The sequence below is a fragment of the Rhizobium sp. 01T417 genome (assembly GCF_056398905.1).
Genome location: NZ_JBFTQH010000018.1, coordinates 25,698 through 41,402 on the forward strand (window position 1 = coordinate 25,698; position 15,705 = coordinate 41,402).

Sequence of the window (15,705 nt, forward strand, 5' to 3'; positions counted from 1 at the left end):
GCGTCCTCTAGTAGATGTAGGGGATAATTCGCTTCGTCCGGTCCATGTAGGCGCGGTACTCGGGACCGAAAATCTCCAGCATCATCCGCTCCTCCTTGTCTACCCGCAAAAAGAACAGGACTGCGAAGCCGATCAGGCCCGCCAGCCCAACGACCCAATTCGCGAGCAGAAAGGCCTGGCCAAGCGCCATCAGCAGAAAGGAGGTGTACATCGGATGGCGGACGAGCGCGTAGGGGCCGTGGGAAATCAGCTCGTGTTTCTCGCGGATCTGCAGCGTGATCGACCAGTTGCGGCCAAGCGCCTTGTGCGTCCTGCGGAAGACCCACATGGCCGTGAAAAACAATAGAGCACCGAGAATCACTGCCCACAGATGAGCAGGGTAGTCGGCGGCTGCTGGCTTTCCGGTTGCGACGTAGAAGCCTGGAATAAAGGCAAGCCCTATCAACGCAGCCGTAAGACCCGCCGCCTCCACACCGGAGCGCCGGTCGCTGACGACCCTCGTGCGCCTCGCGCGGCGTTCCGAAGGATAGCGAATGGCATACCAGGCGATGATGCCAAGCACCCACACGATTTTGCCAATGAGAGTGACGCTCAATTCAGATCACCGGAGCCCTTCTACGCCTGCCATCTATGGTGCCGAACGACCCGACGGCTCGCTCCGCATCACGTATTCATCTCTCGCAGCTTTGTAATGAACTCTTGCGGACGAAGCCAGATGCTAGGCGTCTTGTATCCCATGGAACTTGCGATCTCGCCGACGAAATTGTTGCAATTGTCGACGGTGGCCTGCCACATCTTCGATTTGGCCTGCAGGTCACGAATGTAAGCGACGGTCTTGTTGTACTCCGCTTCGGTGAGCAGGATGCGCCAGCTTGCCGAACGATAGGCTTCTTCAAGATCGCCATCCGTGGCCCCGGTCGACGCCGGAACGGGGATGAAATGCCCGAGTACGTAAGGCGCGGCGTCGGGAGAAGCCGGCGCAAGCCCGGCGACCTGCGGATTGATCATTCCGCCAGCCTTGTTCAGGCGTCCGAACACCGCATAGGTATGGCCATAGGTCAGCGCATAGCGTGAACGGAATTCGATGAAATACTGCCCCTCGCGCTGGGAGGCTTTAGCGACTTGTGCACCGCTGGCGTTCGAGGTGTACCTCGGTTGCGGTGGCTTGTCGTCAGATTGGCAGGATGTGAGCGCGAGCGCGGTGAGAATCAGGAGGGATAGGTGGCCTTTAGCAAGCGTCATGCTACGCTTCATCTCCGAGATCGAAGAGCACAGACACCCAAACAGAAATGCCAGCCTAGGGTTGCGCATTTGCGCATTAGGCAGCCTGGCTCCGACAACGATTTGGGGGAGGGGCCACAAAGTCCCTCCCCCTTACTCAAAAGTCAGATGTTACTTGGTGATCGGGGCTTCTGCCACCGGTGGCGGGGCTTTGCCCTTGCCCTTACCAACTGCTCCGCAAGCCGTCAGGCTCGAAACGGAAAACAAAGCAACAAGGCACATGATTAGGATTCTGCTCATCAAGTAGTTCCTCTCCGTTAGCATGGAATAGGTTATCGAAGGCAACGATTCTACTAATAGCGGTAAATTAGCGACAAGCCAAGTGCAGAAAGGGCACACCTAGCCGTCGCGTCGCACAGGCGACGCGCAAAGCTAACAGAGGGTGGCAATATCGATACAAAATGTAAGTATCATACGACCAAAACGCCGGTCCCAATGGGCGCCCGGCTGTAGAGGTGAACGATGTCTTCATTGGTCATGCGGATGCAACCATTCGACACGGCCTGTCCGATCAGCCAGGGCTCGTTCGTTCCGTGGATCCGGAAATAGGTATCCCGCCCGCCTTGGTAAAGATAAAGCGCCGCGGCGCCCAGAGGGTTGTTTTCCCCTCCGGGAACGCCCCCAGCATACTGCGCCAAACGCGGCTTGCGTTCGATCATGCTCGCGGTCGGCGTCCACGATGGCCACTCGGCCTTCCGCCCGACAACGGCATTGCCCTTCAGAGTAAGACCTTCCTCGCCGACTGCCACGCCATAGCGTGTCGCGCGGCCTTCGTCCTCAACGTAGTAGAGGTAACGTTCGTAGGTGTTGACGACGATACTGCCCGGCGCCTCGCCGCCCGAATATGCAACCTCACGCCGCCGGTTGCGGTAGCTGACGCCATTCGAAGAAAAGGGAGACCCTATCGGCCAACTCGCCGTGGTGCATCCAGAGGTCATCAATGCCACACAGCCCAAGACTAGGCCACGGCGCGTAATATGGTCGTTATCCATCGTTACCTGCTGATTATGGTGAGCCCTATCGCTTTCCTTTAGCATCCTGTTGTATTCAGGCCAAGTCATCGGTGGACCGCTCAAGCGCTCTTCTGTGCAGAAACCTCCCTATCGTTGTATAAGTTCTTCATAATGTCGCCGTGTCGGAGGGCGCCTCTTGCGGCAATGGGCGCCGCGAAGCTAGGTTGAGACGCTTCGCGCCGCGGCGCCGGCGCGTATCGCGGGGCTTCCGGGAGGTTGGCAGCTGTTCGCGTTTGAATTGACCTTGTCGCAGGGGAGCGATAGCAAATAACGATGAATCTTGGTTTCGAAGGAAAAGTAGCGATCGTCACCGGCGCCGGCTCAGGCATTGGCGCGGCCATCTCCCGTCAGTTGGCCGAGGAGGGCGCGGAAGTTGTCGTCGCCGATATCAATGTCGAAGCAGCGGAGCGGGTTGCAACGGAGATTCGCGAAAAAGGAGGCAAATCTCGCCATTTTGCGGTCGACGTGACCGATGCTGCAGCTGTTGAAAAGCTGGTCAAAACGGTCGCCGAAACCTGCGGCGGCCTCCATCTGGCGGTCAACAATGCCGGCGTCGACGGCGTGCGCAGGGCGACGGGAGATTATCCGCTCGACAACTGGCACAAGCTGATGGACGTCAACCTCAACAGCGTTTTCTACTGCATGAAATACGAGATCGGAGCGATGCTGGCCCGCGGCGGCGGTGCGATCGTCAATGTATCCTCCGTGCTCGGTGCCGTCGCACTGCCGATCGCATGCGCCTATACGGCGGCTAAACACGGCGTCGTTGGACTGACAAAGGCGGCGGCGATAGAATATGCCCGCCTGGGAATCCGCATCAATGCGGTCGGTCCCGGCTGGATTGAGACACCACTCTCATCGGAACATCGTGATATTGCGAGCAGCCGTCGCATGGAAGCACTGCAGCCGATGGGCCGGCGCGGCACGCCCGAAGAAGTGGCAGCTCTCGTCTGTTTCTTATTGTCGGAGCAGGCAAGCTTCATCACCGGCAGCTACCATCTCGTGGATGGCGCCTACAGCGCGCACTAGCTCAATTCACATCGTCGGGCAAAACAGGCAGGGCCGCGATTTCGATGCCTTCGTCCAAAAGCGCTTGGGCCTCATCCATCGTGGTCTGCCCGATGATGCCGCGGGCGTCGCTTTCCCCGTAATGGATCTTGCGGGCCTCCTCGGGAAACCGCGTTCCGACATCCTCGGAATTGGCCCTGATCGTCGCAACAGCCTCTTTCAGCTTCTGGAACGCGTCGCGCCGCATCGTATCCATCGCCAGCGTCTGCATTTCATCCTTCTTGCGCGCCGTCGAAACCGAAGGCGCCATCAGGAGCTTGGAGATGGATGCGGAGTTGCAGGCGGGACAGGTCAGGAATCCTGATGCGATCTGGCGATCGAAATCGGCACTTTCGGAAAACCAGCCTTCGAATTCGTGGGCATTTTCACAACGCAGCGAATAACGGATCAAGCGGCCACGCCTCCTGCGACTGCCCCTGGAACCCTCTCGATTGAGAAATCACGGCCGTTTTTCAGATTGGGAATCTTGTCATGAGCTGACTTGACGGCCGCCGTATCAATGTCGGCAAGGATGACGGCTTCGCCCTCCGGCCCGGCCGAAGCCAGAACGCGGCCCCAGGGATCGACGATCATCGAATGACCAAAGGTCTCACGCCCGTCCTCGTGGTGCCCGGCCTGAGCAGCGGCAATCACAAAAACGCCATTCTCGATCGCGCGTGCCCGAAGCAGGATTTCCCAATGTGCTTCGCCGGTCTGCTTCGTGAAGGCAGCAGGCACCGTCATCACTTCGGCGCCGGCAACAGCCTGGGCGCGGAAAAGGGTGGGGAAGCGAACGTCATAACAGATCGCAAAGCCCATTTCAGCAAAGGGAAGCGACAACACGCGCGCCTCGGACCCCGGCCGGTAGGCAGCGCTCTCGCGCCAGCTTTCGCCGTTGTCGAGATCGACATCGAACATATGGATCTTGTCGTAACGATTAAGGATCTTGCCATCAGGCCCGAAGAGGTAGCCGCGGTTGGCAAGCTTGCCGTCATCGAGCGCAATAGCGGTCGAGCCCACATGCATGAAGATGCCGAGCTCCCGGGCCAATTCCGAACCTGTCCGCACGATGACGTCATTGGTTTCGTCGCGAAGCAGTGCCTTGGCAGCGGCACGATCGCGCTGCAGCATGCCTGTCATCTCAGGTGTCTGCACATAGATCGCGCCCTGGCCCGCAGCGTCGCGGACGAGGCGCGCCATCGCGGCAGCGTTCCTCTCGGGATCGACGCCGGAGCACATCTGGATGGCGGCAGCCGTAAACGTCATCGCACTTCCTTACGCGGCAAGCAGAGGATCAAGCCCGCCGGCCCGATCCAGCGCATAGAGATCATCGCATCCGCCGACGTGCTGCTCGCCAATGAAAATCTGCGGGAACGTCGTGCGGCCGTTGGCCTTGCCGATCATTTCCTGGCGAAGTTCCGGCGCAAAGGTCGCATCGTGCTCGACGAAATCCACGCCCTTTTCGGACAGCAGCGATTTGGCACGCGCGCAGTAGCCGCAGGCTTGGCGCGTATAAATGGTCACGGGTGCCATGGGGTCTCCAGACAATACGGTTATCTTTTCGTCATATAGTTTCTGAAAGAGCCCTTGCAAAGGTCAAAACCGTGATGTCCGCCGCTCCGGCCTTGCGCAGTACTTTTGCCGCCGCGGCAACCGTGGCACCGGTCGTGTAGACATCATCGACAAAGACAAGCCGCTTGCCGAAGACGTCGTTGTCCCGCGCCTTGGCAATGGCAAAGACACCGCGAACATTTTCCTCGCGCGCATCTGCGCCGAGACCCACCTGAGGGCGGGTGCGCTTGACGCGCATCAGCGTTGCCGGCAGAAGCGCCCTTCCGGATCGCTGCGCCAGATGACGCGCCAGCTCTGCAGCCTGGTTGAATTTGCGCGAGAACATGCGGCTTCGATGCAGCGGTACCGGCAGGATGGCGTCACACCGCTCCACCATCCCGTCACTCGCGCGTAGCATCCATTCGGCCATCATTGGCGCGAGATCCGTTCTGTCGCGGTATTTCCGGCCATGCACCAACTGGCGCACCGGCTCGTCATGAAATGCGGCTGACCGCAGCCGGTCGAACGGCGGCGGATTGGCAATCGCCTCGGCGCTGAGTATGCCGGAACCGAGATCATGCGAGAACGGTATCCCGAGGATTTCGCAATACGGCCGTTCGATAAAGCGCAGTCCGGACCAGCACGTCGGACAAAGGCCGTTGTGGCGACCGGTGGCGATGCCGCAAACCACGCATCCCGGCGGATAGACAAAGTCGACCAAGCGCCCGAAGGGACGCATTAGAAGCGTCCCATCCAACTTCATAGGCGATCGTCGTCTCCCAAGCCCCACTGCCCCAACCCTCTCGCGAAAGCTTAGCGCGTTTCGCCTTCGAGGAAAATCGCCTTGCAGCACCGGTTCTGCGGGACTATGCACTGCGCCATGGATATGATCTTCGACCAGGCCCGGATCGCAGTAAACCGGCATCGCGCCCGTCTCCACCATGACCCTAAGGCGACCTTCCTTCTCGATATCGCCGCGGAAGAACTCGGCGAGCGTCTTGCCGTGGTCGAACGGACCTTCGAACATGCGGTCGAGCTGCATGGCGCCACCGGGGCTGCGGCCCGCGCTGCGATCGCAACCGGCAAGGTCAGGCAACTGACACGGGTCGAAAGCGAGCACGCCTATGCGGAAGCGGGCGAGGCTATCATCGAGGCTGCTCTGGAAGAGGTTCCCCTGGAGCCACAGTCGGCAAACCTCGTGCTGGCCCCGCTCAGCCTTCACTTGACCAACGACACGCCGGGCGTCTTCATCCAGATCCGTCGCGCCTTGAAACCCGATGGGCTCTTTCTTGCCGCGATCCCTGGATCGGGCACATTGCAGGAGCTGCGCGAGATCCTGCTGGCGACAGAAATCGAAATGACCGGAGGTGCGAGCCCACGGGTCATCCCTTTCGCCGACGTGCGCGACGTCGGCGGTCTCATGCAGCGCGCCGGTTTCGCCCTGCCCGTGATCGATGCAGAGACCTATACGGTCCGCTACGACTCGATCTTTCCGCTGATGAAAGACCTGCGGGCGATGGGAATGACCAATCCGCTTCTTGCGCGCAGCCGCAAACCTCTGACGCGCGCCTTCTTCCTACGGGCGGCTGAAATCTATGCCGAGCGATACGCCGATCCGGACGGCCGGATCAGGGCAACCTTCTCGATCATCTATGTCTCGGGATGGGCACCGCACGAAAGCCAGCAGAAGCCGCTTCGCCCAGGATCGGCGAAGGTGAGGCTCGCCGATGCGTTGAAGGTCGAGGAGCATAAGCTGAAGCAGTAGAAATCGGCTCAGTTCGGGAACTGGTTGGCGATATTGCTCAAAAGGCCGTTGATATCGCCACCAAGCGCCCGCGCTCCACCGATGAGAGCCACGGATATGAGGGCCGCAATCAGGCCGTATTCGATCGCGGCCGCGCCACGGACGTCTGCCAGAAATGCCCTTATTAGTCGCATGCCAACCTCGGCGCTAAAGCGGCAGTCCTTCATCACGTTGCGTCTGCCGCGGCAGCAACGCCAGTATCAGCAACCAGCTCCGCTTCCGTAACCCTGAACCACGCAAACAGAACCCGGCGTTTCCTGAAGCACGCTGCGGCGGATCGTGTAGCGTTTGCCGTTCTCGGTCTTCGGTATCGAGCCCGTTGTCATCGTATCGAATTCCGACGGCGCGCTGGCAAAGACGCTCGACCTGGACTTGTCAGCAAGCATCGGCGTCAAGATCAAAGTCAGGGCAACAACGGCCGTGCCAAACAGCAGCGCAATATTCAGCACTCCCGTTCTGCTCGAGCCAGTCGAGGCCTGTTCTTTCTCTCTAACAGCTTTCCAGAAATCGTCGTCCATGCGTCAAGCCTTCTACACACACGCCAGTTGCTTGATTGAGGCCGATATTTGGCAGAAGGTGTTAAACGATCGATTAATATCCACACCCAAATTCGACGCTTACTGGATAATAATCAGAAGTTCCTAAAGTAAATCCTGCAACATCGGGATCAGGGGCTCGTCAGCGGGCGGCATCGGGTAGTCGCGCAGAGCTTGCGGCTTCACCCATTTCAACGCCTGCCCCTCTTTCCCGTGCGGAATTCCTTCATAGCGCCGGCAGACATAGAGCGGCATCAGCAGATGGAATTTCTCATAGGTATGGCTCGCGAAAGTCAGGGGCGCCAGGCAGGCGACCTTGGTCGTGATCCCGAGCTCCTCGTGAAGCTCGCGCACCAATGATTCCTCCGGCGTCTCGCCCGGCTCCACTTTGCCACCGGGAAACTCCCAAAGCCCCGCAAGCGATTTTCCCTCGGGGCGTTGCGCCAACAGAATTCGCCCGTCGGCATCGATCAGGGCACAAGCGGCAACGAGAAGGATGTTTCGGGCTGCCTCGCTCATCGTGACGGCTCCTGCCGCCAGTAGGAATAGCGGTAGGCTTCACGGAAGCCGAGCCGTTCGTAGAGTGCCAGGGCCGGAGCGTTCGTCGCCTTCACCTGCAACCAGGCGGAACGGGCGGTGCGCATCCTGGCCCAGCGCAGGGCCGATGTCAGGATTTCCATGCCAAGGCCTTCGCGGCGGCGCTCCTTGGCGACGGAGAGCGACATGATGCCGGCGAGGTCGTTGTCCTGAACGCAGAGAACGGTCGCAAGCGGCCCCGTTTCCGCATCTTCGATCATGAACAGGCCCGACGGCGGCTTGATCGCATTGATGATTTCGGCGAGCGCCGGCTTGAGCTTGGACGAGACGCCGTCGGTTGCCAGATTGGCATCCACGAAGCGGCCAATATCGTGAGTCGGCAGATGATCGAGCGTATCCGGCAGTTCCGCATGCGCAAGATCGCAGGTCATGACGATCGTCTCGTCGAAGGATGACCACTGCTGTTCCCGCACGAGGTCGATCAATACCGGCGAGGCGAGCGGCGTCTGACGCAGAACTGCCGGGCGGCCATAGGCTTCGAACTTGCGGCCTGCCTTGGCAAGACGGATTTCGACATCGCGGTGATCTGAAGGATCGAGCGGCACGATCGAATTCAGCCGATTGGACGGATGCCCCGCCGTCAGCCGTATCTGCCAACTGCCGTCGTACTGCACGGATGAGGCTGGCCAAGCCCGGAAGCCGACAGCCTCCAGCCTGCGCACGAGTGGCAGATTTGCCTTCTTGGATAATGCTTCAGTCAATGAAAAATCAGCTCCGGTAGTCACCGTTGATGGCGACATACTCCTTTGTAAGGTCGCACGTCCAGACCGTGGCGGTGCCGTTTCCAAGACCGATGTCGACCTTCACAGGAATATCCTGCTTTTTCATGACGTTGGTTGCAGCTTGCTCGGAATAGACGGCGTCGCGCTCGCCGTTGACGGCAACACGCACATCGCCGAACCAGATAGCCAGCCGATCGCGGTCGGCCATTTCACCGGACTTGCCGACGGCCATGACAATACGGCCCCAGTTGGCGTCCTCGCCGGCGGCCGCGGTCTTGACCAGCGGCGAATTGGCGATCGACAGCGCGATCTTCTTGGCCGCGGCATCGCTTTCGGCCCCAGTCACCGTGATCTCCAGCATCTTCGTCGCACCTTCGCCGTCGCGCACGACCTGCAGGGCAAGATCCTTCAGAAGATCATTGAGCGCAGCGCGGAACGAGGCAAGGCGGGCGTCATCGGCGCTCTCGACCCGAGCCTGACCGTCCTCGGCAGCCGCGCCGGTGGCAAACAGCATCAACGTATCAGAGGTCGAGGTATCGCTGTCGACCGTCATCGAATTGAACGTCGGATCAACGCCCGCGGATAGGAGCGATTGCAGGGCGGCGGGAGCAATATCGGCATCGGTGACCACGAAGGAAAGCATGGTCGCCATATCAGGCGCAATCATGCCGGCGCCCTTGGCAATGCCATTGATCGTCACCTTCACGCCGCCGATCTCGGCACTGCGGGTGGCGACCTTCGGATAGGTGTCTGTGGTCATGATCGCCTTGGCGGCCTCGAACCAGAAGTCACCGGTCGCATCCTTGTGCATCTGGTCGAGAACGCCAGAGAACTTCGTCGCGTCCAGCGGTTCCCCGATGACACCGGTCGACGCGAGGTAGACCTCGTTCTCGCCGCAACCGACGGCAGCCGCTGCCGACTTTGCCGTCAGGGCAGTCGCGTCGCGCCCCTTCAAACCAGTGAAAGCATTCGCATTGCCGGAATTGACGACGACAGCGCGTGCTGTGCCATGCGGCAGGTTTGCGCGGCAGAAATCGACCGGCGCCGAAGGGCACTTCGAGCGCGTAAAAACGCCCGCGACTGCGGCCGGCTTGTCGAACACCATCATCAGTACGTCGGTGCGGTTCTTGTACTTGATGCCGGCTGAGGCAGTGGCCATGCGCACGCCGCTCAGGGCGGGCACATTGGCATATGATTTCGGAGCGAGCGGAGAAACGGAACCGGACATGGCAATTCGACCTGGTGGCTGGAAGGATTTTCAGGGCGAAGTATAAGCCGGCTCGCCCTGCGGAAATACGACAACTGCTATAGTGAAGGGCCCGGAAGAACCGGGCCCTAAACTTTGGATTTTACTGCTGCGGCTGCGCGGCGGGTTCATCACCCGGCTGCGGCTGCTTGTTGGCGTCGTCATAGCCCTTGCGCAGCGCTTCGTCGGTGATCTCGACCTTGGACTTTTCCTTGGCAGAGGCGAGAAGCGCAAGGTACTTGTCGCGCATGACGAGCTGGCGAACCTGGTCCTTGACCTGATCGAAGGCTGGTGGAGCGGCGTCGCGCTTATCTTCGACCAGGATAACGTGATAGCCGAAATCGGTCTTCACGGGGGTCTTGGTGTAGGTGCCCTTGTCAAGGGCGAAGGCGGCCTCTTCGAATTCCTTGACCATGCGGCCCTTGGTGAAATAGCCGAGATCGCCACCGTCAGCCTTGTTCGGATCGGTGGACTTTTCCTTCGCCAGATCCGCGAAGCTCTTGCCGGCGTCCAGCTGCTTGATGACGTCCTTGGCCTCGTCCTCGGTCTTCACGAGAATGTGGCGGGCGTGAACTTCTTCCTGCTTCGGAAGTGCTGCGACTTCCTTGTCGTAGCGCGCCTTGACGTCCGCGTCGGTCACCGTGTCGACGACGTGCTTCTTGAAGTAGGCGTTGTGCAGTTCGCGATCAGCGAGATACTGCATGCGCTTCTTGAATTCGGCGTTCTGGTCGAGCTTTTCGGCCGTTGCGTCCAGCGCCAGCAGCTTGACGTCGATGGCGGCGGACAGGGCGGCGATCTTCTTCTGGTCGTCCGGCAGCTGGGCGAGCTGCGGGTCGAGATTGGCAACGGCCAGATCGAGATCGGACTGATGAATCTCGACATCGCCGACCTTGGCGACGACGGCATCCGGCTTGTCTTCCGCACGGACCGGCGCCTGGAACGCAACGAAGGTTGCGAACGCCATCACAGCGATTTTGTTGTAGTTCAACATCAAATAACCCTTCACAGTTACACCCACCGGCTTCAGCTTCGTGAATTCAGCCTGAAACAGCCATCAACACTGGAATGTGGCCTTTGTATATCAGCCAAATCCGTTGACATCATTCGACCCCCCTCTTATCTGTCACGCAACCTCGCGTCCAGAACAGTTTCCTGGCGTTTCGAGACGTGTGCCTGAAATTCGGCCGGGCAGCGGATAAGAAAAGCCGGGGAATATTATTGAGAAAGGACCAGTCATATGGTCAGCTTTGGCGGTATAGCCCGCAAAATATTTGGCTCTGCCAATGATCGCCGCGTGCGGTCCTTCCAGCCGAAAGTCGCAGCCATCAACGCCATCGAAGAAAAGACGAAGGCTTTGAGCGACGAGCAGCTGGCTGCCCAGACCGTCGAATTCCGCAAGATGCTGGCAGATGGCAAGACGCTCGACGACATCCTTGTGCCTGCGTTCGCCGTTGTGCGCGAGGCTTCGCGCCGCGTTCTCGGCCTGCGACCTTTTGACGTACAGCTGATCGGCGGCATGATCCTTCATGACGGCGACATCGCGGAAATGAAGACCGGTGAGGGCAAGACGCTTGTTGCCACGTTGCCGGTCTACTTGAACGCACTCGCCGGCAAGGGCGTCCACGTTGTCACCGTGAACGACTACCTCGCCCGCCGCGACGCCGCGACCATGGGCAAGATCTATGGCTTCCTCGGCCTGACCACGGGCGTCATCGTCCACGGCCTGTCGGACGAGGAGCGCGCTGCCGCCTATAACTGCGACATCACTTACGCGACCAACAACGAACTCGGCTTCGACTATCTGCGCGATAACATGAAGTACGAGAAGAACCAGATGGTCCAGCGCGGCCACAACTTCGCGATCGTCGACGAAGTGGACTCGATCCTCGTCGACGAAGCGCGAACGCCGCTGATCATTTCCGGTCCGCTGGACGACCGCTCCGACCTCTACAACACGATCGACGCCTTCATTCCGCAACTGAGCGAAGGCGACTACGAGATCGACGAAAAGCAGCGCTCAGCCAACTTCTCCGAAGAAGGCACCGAGAAGCTGGAAAACCTGTTGCGCCAGGCTGGCCTGCTGAAGGGCCAGTCGCTCTACGACATCGAGAACGTGGCGATCGTCCACCACGTCAACAACGCGCTCAAGGCCCACAAGCTGTTCCAGCGCGACAAGGACTACATTGTCCGCAACGACGAGATCGTCATCATCGACGAGTTCACCGGCCGCATGATGCCGGGCCGCCGCTACTCGGAAGGCCAGCACCAGGCTCTGGAAGCCAAGGAAAGGGTGACCATCCAGCCGGAAAACCAGACGCTGGCGCAGATCACTTTCCAGAATTACTTCCGTATGTACGGCAAGCTCGCCGGTATGACCGGTACGGCGCAGACGGAAGCGGAAGAATTCGGCAACATCTACGGCCTCGAGGTTGTCGAAGTGCCGACCAACCTGCCGATCAAGCGTACCGACGAAGACGACGAGGTCTATCGGACCTTTGAAGAGAAATACAAGGCTATCATTGCCGAGATCGCGGACGCTCAGAAGCGCGGCCAGCCGGTTCTCGTCGGCACGACCTCGATCGAAAAGTCGGAACTGCTCGCCGAGATGATGCGCAAGCAGGGCTTCAAGGACTTCCAGGTCCTGAACGCCCGCTACCACGAGCAGGAAGCGTATATTGTCGCGCAGGCCGGCGTGCCAGGTGCGGTAACGATCGCCACCAACATGGCGGGCCGCGGTACGGACATTCAGCTCGGCGGCAACCTTGAAATGCGTGTCGAACGCGATCTTGGCGAGATCGAGCCCGGCCCCGAGCGCGACGCAAAGATCGAAGGGATCCGCGAAGAGATCAAGCAGCTCAAGGAGCAGGCACTTGCCGCCGGTGGCCTTTATGTCATCGCAACCGAGCGCCACGAGAGCCGCCGCATCGACAACCAGCTGCGCGGCCGTTCCGGCCGTCAGGGCGACCCTGGCCGTTCCAAGTTCTACCTGTCGCTTCAGGACGACCTGATGCGCATCTTCGGTTCCGACCGCATGGATAGCATGCTGCAGAAGCTCGGTCTCAAGGAGGGCGAAGCCATCGTTCATCCCTGGATCAACAAGGCTCTGGAGCGCGCGCAGAAGAAGGTCGAAGCCCGCAACTTCGACATCCGCAAAAACCTCCTGAAATACGACGACGTTCTGAACGATCAGCGCAAGGTGATCTTCGAACAGCGCCTCGAGTTGATGGAAGCGGCCAATATTTCCGAGACCGTCTCCGACATGCGCCGCGAGGTCATCGACGATCTCGTCGAGAAGCACATCCCCGAGCGCGCCTATGCCGAGAAGTGGGATGCCGTTGGCCTGAAGGAGCGGACAGCAGCCTTGCTCAACCTCGATCTGCCGGTTGAGGACTGGGTTAAGGAGGAAGGTATCGGCGAGGACAGCATTCGCGAGCGCCTGACGGAAGCATCCAATGCGGCCTTCACGGAAAAGGCCGAACGCTTTGGCGACGACATCATGCACTATGTCGAGCGCTCGATCGTCATGCAGACGCTCGACCACCTGTGGCGCGAGCATATCGTCAACCTCGACCACCTGCGCTCCGTCATCGGCTTCCGTGGCTACGCACAGCGCGATCCGCTGCAGGAATACAAGTCGGAAGCGTTCGAGCTCTTCACCTCGCTCCTGAACAACCTGCGTGAAGCCGTCACCGCACAGCTGATGCGCGTCGAACTCGTGCAGCAGGCACCTGCGGAGCCGGAACCTCCGTTCATGCAGGCGCACCACCTCGATCCGAATACGGGCGAAGACGATTTCGCGCCCGCGTTCCTGGCCTCGGAAGTGGTTGTCGCCCCGGAAAACCGCAATCCGACCGACCCGTCGACCTGGGGTCATGTCGGCCGCAACGAGCCTTGCCCCTGTGGCTCCGGCAAGAAGTTCAAGCATTGCCACGGCGCCTTCGCACAGGCTTGAGCCGGCCGGTAAGCTAGAAACAAGGCCCTCGCGACGGAAACGTCGCGAGGGTTTTTTTGTCCGCCCAGTTGTCGCTCGCGCCCAGCCCCTTCACAACTCCTGATTTAATAATCAGCGCACACTTCAGCCACAGAACTGTCGCTTTGTTCGCCGAGTTTGCGACCATATTCGTTTTGATTGCCGAGGAAGAGATGAACGCTTGCGCCCGAGCGGTTCCCTATTTCAGCCAGTGGGAAACGGCGTCGATGACGCTGCCTGTGCTTGAAAGCGGCTCGTCTGCATTATTGAGCGATCCGCTCTGGCACCAGTCTGGCGCCGAGACGGTCGAAGAATATGCCCGCTGGGCGGTCAATATCTGCGGCATGGCATGCCTGAAGATGGCACTTGCCGCACGCGGCGAGATGCACCGGACCATCGACCTGGCACGGGCCTGCACTGCTTTTGGCGGGTACGTCGTCAATGAGGCGGATCAATCGATCAAGGGATTGATCTATGCGCCGTTCGTCACCTTCGTCGGGCGGGCCTTCGGCCTCAAGGCCGAAACGATCACCAATCTGCCGACCACTGATATTCCCGATTTGCTTCGCAGGAACACATTCTTCATCGCCTCGGTCAACAGCCAGATCCGGTGGCCGGATCGCGAGCCGCCGTCGCGCGGCGGCCATCTCGTACTGGTAACGGCGGCATCGCCCGGAACGATCCGTTTCCACAATCCATCCGGCCATGACGCTCGAAGCCAGGCAGACGTCGTACTGCCGCTCCCAACCTTCGACCGCTTCTTCGCCAATCGCGGCGTGGCCATCATTCTCTGACAACCTCAACAGACCCATCCGAGCAGAAAATCATCATGCCGAACACGCGTTCTACGGAAACTGACCGGCCCACAGCCTCGCGCCTGCGGGTCGCTGTCCTCTTCGGCGGGCGTTCGCCCGAGCACGATGTCTCAATCCTGTCGGCAACCAATGTCGTCAATGCGCTCGATCGTGACCGCTACGACGTTCTTCCCATCTACGTGACGAAGGAAGGGCGGTGGTTGCTGATGGCACGGCAGACGGAACTGTCGACCGCAGCAACCGTCGGCGACGCTCCGGAATTGACGCTGCTGCCCGGCGGTCGGGGCCGCCTGCTAGCCATTCCCGCGAATGCAGCTCCATACGAAGTTCCGCCGATCAACATCCTGTTTCCCGTCCTGCATGGCATGCACGGCGAGGACGGATCGGTACAGGGACTGGCCGCCGTCGCCCGCGTGCCGCTCGCAGGCTGTGGCATCCTCGGCTCGGCAACGGCCATCGACAAGGATATCGCCAAGCGCCTGTTGAAGGAGGCTGGTCTACCGGTCGCGAAGGCCGTCTGCATCGAACAAGGCGCGGAGCCGCCCTTCGCTGATGTTGTAAAAAAACTCGGCCTTCCGCTTTTCATCAAGCCCGCGCGCCAGGGCTCTTCCGTCGGCGTCAGTAAGGTAGCCGACGCCGACAGCTACGCCGCCGCCCTCGCCGAAGGCTTCAGGCACGACCGCAAGCTGCTGGCAGAGGAATTCATCACCGGCCGCGAGATTGAATTCAGCGTGCTCGAACACGCCGATGGTTCGCTCTTCGTATCACTGCCCGGCGAGATAGTGCCCACCGAAACCCACGGCTTTTATAGCTACGAGGCCAAGTATATCGACGAGAATGGCGCAGCGCTCAGAGTTCCCGCGCAACTGCCGAAGGAGATCGGGGAAGAACTGCGCCGCACAGCGACCAATGCCTTCAAAGCGCTCGGCTGCGATGGAATGGCGAGGGTCGATTTCTTTCTCACGCCCGACATGTCCTTCGTCGTCAACGAACTCAACACCATACCCGGCTTCACCAATATTAGCATGTATGCCAAGGCCATGGCCGCCAGTGGCGTCAGCTATGCCGAGGTTCTCGACCGACTGATCGAACGTGCGCTTTCCCATGCAGGCCGCTGATTTCT

At 60.0% G+C, this 15,705-nt stretch carries 19 protein-coding genes; 5 read left to right on the forward strand and 14 right to left on the reverse strand.

Annotated elements, in window-relative coordinates; genetic code table 11:
• Positions 1–7 precede the first annotated feature (7 nt).
• The 4 genes from AC1DPR_RS18275 to AC1DPR_RS18290 all read right to left on the reverse strand — a co-directional run bounded on the left by AC1DPR_RS18275 (position 8) and on the right by AC1DPR_RS18290 (position 2,273).
• Positions 8–595: a protein-S-isoprenylcysteine O-methyltransferase gene (locus tag AC1DPR_RS18275; protein ID WP_026371855.1), complete on the reverse strand. Its 588-nt coding sequence runs from the start codon at positions 593–595 to the stop codon at positions 8–10.
• A 68-nt stretch (positions 596–663) separates the two neighbouring features.
• Positions 664–1,242 (reverse strand): hypothetical protein, encoded by a 579-nt coding sequence (locus AC1DPR_RS18280; RefSeq protein ID WP_018857858.1) that lies wholly within the window; start codon positions 1,240–1,242, stop codon positions 664–666.
• Between the two features lie 150 nt (positions 1,243–1,392).
• The gene (locus tag AC1DPR_RS18285) at positions 1,393–1,521 is read right to left on the reverse strand and encodes a hypothetical protein (RefSeq protein ID WP_037075964.1); all 129 of its coding nucleotides are present in this window, start codon (positions 1,519–1,521) and stop codon (positions 1,393–1,395) included.
• A 170-nt stretch (positions 1,522–1,691) separates the two neighbouring features.
• The gene (locus AC1DPR_RS18290) at positions 1,692–2,273 is read right to left on the reverse strand and encodes a L,D-transpeptidase (protein ID WP_018857857.1); all 582 of its coding nucleotides are present in this window, start codon (positions 2,271–2,273) and stop codon (positions 1,692–1,694) included.
• Positions 2,274–2,567: 294 nt separating this feature from the next.
• On the opposite strand from AC1DPR_RS18290, the gene AC1DPR_RS18295 reads away from it, so the two are divergent.
• Positions 2,568–3,323, forward strand: a complete 756-nt coding sequence (locus AC1DPR_RS18295) for an SDR family NAD(P)-dependent oxidoreductase (RefSeq protein WP_018857856.1) — start codon at positions 2,568–2,570, stop codon at positions 3,321–3,323.
• A 1-nt stretch (position 3,324) separates the two neighbouring features.
• On the opposite strand, the gene AC1DPR_RS18300 is transcribed toward AC1DPR_RS18295, so the two are convergent.
• From AC1DPR_RS18300 to AC1DPR_RS18315, 4 genes are read right to left on the reverse strand one after another with little or no spacing between them, the layout of a single operon-like run.
• Positions 3,325–3,753: a DUF1178 family protein gene (locus AC1DPR_RS18300; RefSeq protein WP_018857855.1), complete on the reverse strand. Its 429-nt coding sequence runs from the start codon at positions 3,751–3,753 to the stop codon at positions 3,325–3,327.
• Complete coding sequence (locus AC1DPR_RS18305) at positions 3,750–4,607, reverse strand: carbon-nitrogen hydrolase family protein (protein WP_018857854.1); 858 nt, start codon at positions 4,605–4,607, stop codon at positions 3,750–3,752. The genes AC1DPR_RS18300 and AC1DPR_RS18305 overlap by 4 nt, the downstream gene beginning before the upstream one ends.
• A gap of 9 nt (positions 4,608–4,616) precedes the next feature.
• On the reverse strand, positions 4,617–4,874 hold the full coding sequence (gene grxC, locus AC1DPR_RS18310; RefSeq protein ID WP_018857853.1) for a glutaredoxin 3: 258 nt from the start codon (positions 4,872–4,874) through the stop codon (positions 4,617–4,619).
• Positions 4,875–4,905: 31 nt separating this feature from the next.
• Positions 4,906–5,655, reverse strand: a complete 750-nt coding sequence (locus tag AC1DPR_RS18315; protein WP_018857852.1) for a ComF family protein — start codon at positions 5,653–5,655, stop codon at positions 4,906–4,908.
• A gap of 117 nt (positions 5,656–5,772) precedes the next feature.
• Between AC1DPR_RS18315 and AC1DPR_RS18320 the strand changes: the two genes are divergently transcribed.
• Complete coding sequence (locus AC1DPR_RS18320; protein WP_025661652.1) at positions 5,773–6,657, forward strand: methyltransferase domain-containing protein; 885 nt, start codon at positions 5,773–5,775, stop codon at positions 6,655–6,657.
• Positions 6,658–6,665: 8 nt separating this feature from the next.
• On the opposite strand, the gene AC1DPR_RS18325 is transcribed toward AC1DPR_RS18320, so the two are convergent.
• The 6 genes from AC1DPR_RS18325 to AC1DPR_RS18350 form a co-directional block, all read right to left on the reverse strand.
• Positions 6,666–6,830 carry a Flp family type IVb pilin gene (locus AC1DPR_RS18325; RefSeq protein WP_025661651.1) on the reverse strand — a complete coding sequence of 55 codons (165 nt, stop codon included), beginning with the start codon at positions 6,828–6,830 and terminating at the stop codon, positions 6,666–6,668.
• A gap of 66 nt (positions 6,831–6,896) precedes the next feature.
• Positions 6,897–7,214: a hypothetical protein gene (locus AC1DPR_RS18330; protein WP_018857849.1), complete on the reverse strand. Its 318-nt coding sequence runs from the start codon at positions 7,212–7,214 to the stop codon at positions 6,897–6,899.
• Positions 7,215–7,337: 123 nt separating this feature from the next.
• Positions 7,338–7,751: an 8-oxo-dGTP diphosphatase MutT gene (mutT, locus tag AC1DPR_RS18335; RefSeq protein ID WP_018857848.1), complete on the reverse strand. Its 414-nt coding sequence runs from the start codon at positions 7,749–7,751 to the stop codon at positions 7,338–7,340.
• Positions 7,748–8,569 carry a GNAT family N-acetyltransferase gene (locus tag AC1DPR_RS18340; protein WP_051085593.1) on the reverse strand — a complete coding sequence of 274 codons (822 nt, stop codon included), beginning with the start codon at positions 8,567–8,569 and terminating at the stop codon, positions 7,748–7,750. The genes mutT and AC1DPR_RS18340 overlap by 4 nt, the downstream gene beginning before the upstream one ends.
• Positions 8,538–9,779: a bifunctional glutamate N-acetyltransferase/amino-acid acetyltransferase ArgJ gene (gene argJ, locus AC1DPR_RS18345; RefSeq protein WP_169681332.1), complete on the reverse strand. Its 1,242-nt coding sequence runs from the start codon at positions 9,777–9,779 to the stop codon at positions 8,538–8,540. The genes AC1DPR_RS18340 and argJ overlap by 32 nt, the downstream gene beginning before the upstream one ends.
• Positions 9,780–9,900: 121 nt before the next feature.
• Positions 9,901–10,788 (reverse strand): peptidylprolyl isomerase, encoded by an 888-nt coding sequence (locus AC1DPR_RS18350; protein WP_018857845.1) that lies wholly within the window; start codon positions 10,786–10,788, stop codon positions 9,901–9,903.
• A gap of 246 nt (positions 10,789–11,034) precedes the next feature.
• On the opposite strand from AC1DPR_RS18350, the gene secA reads away from it, so the two are divergent.
• The 3 genes from secA to AC1DPR_RS18365 all read left to right on the forward strand — a co-directional run bounded on the left by secA (position 11,035) and on the right by AC1DPR_RS18365 (position 15,700).
• Positions 11,035–13,749, forward strand: a complete 2,715-nt coding sequence (gene secA / locus AC1DPR_RS18355) for a preprotein translocase subunit SecA (protein WP_018857844.1) — start codon at positions 11,035–11,037, stop codon at positions 13,747–13,749.
• 191 nt (positions 13,750–13,940) lie between these two features.
• Positions 13,941–14,561, forward strand: coding sequence for a C39 family peptidase (locus AC1DPR_RS18360; RefSeq protein ID WP_477816831.1), 621 nt, complete (start codon positions 13,941–13,943; stop codon positions 14,559–14,561).
• 35 nt (positions 14,562–14,596) lie between these two features.
• Positions 14,597–15,700 carry a D-alanine--D-alanine ligase family protein gene (locus AC1DPR_RS18365; protein ID WP_477816832.1) on the forward strand — a complete coding sequence of 368 codons (1,104 nt, stop codon included), beginning with the start codon at positions 14,597–14,599 and terminating at the stop codon, positions 15,698–15,700.
• Positions 15,701–15,705 lie beyond the last annotated feature (5 nt).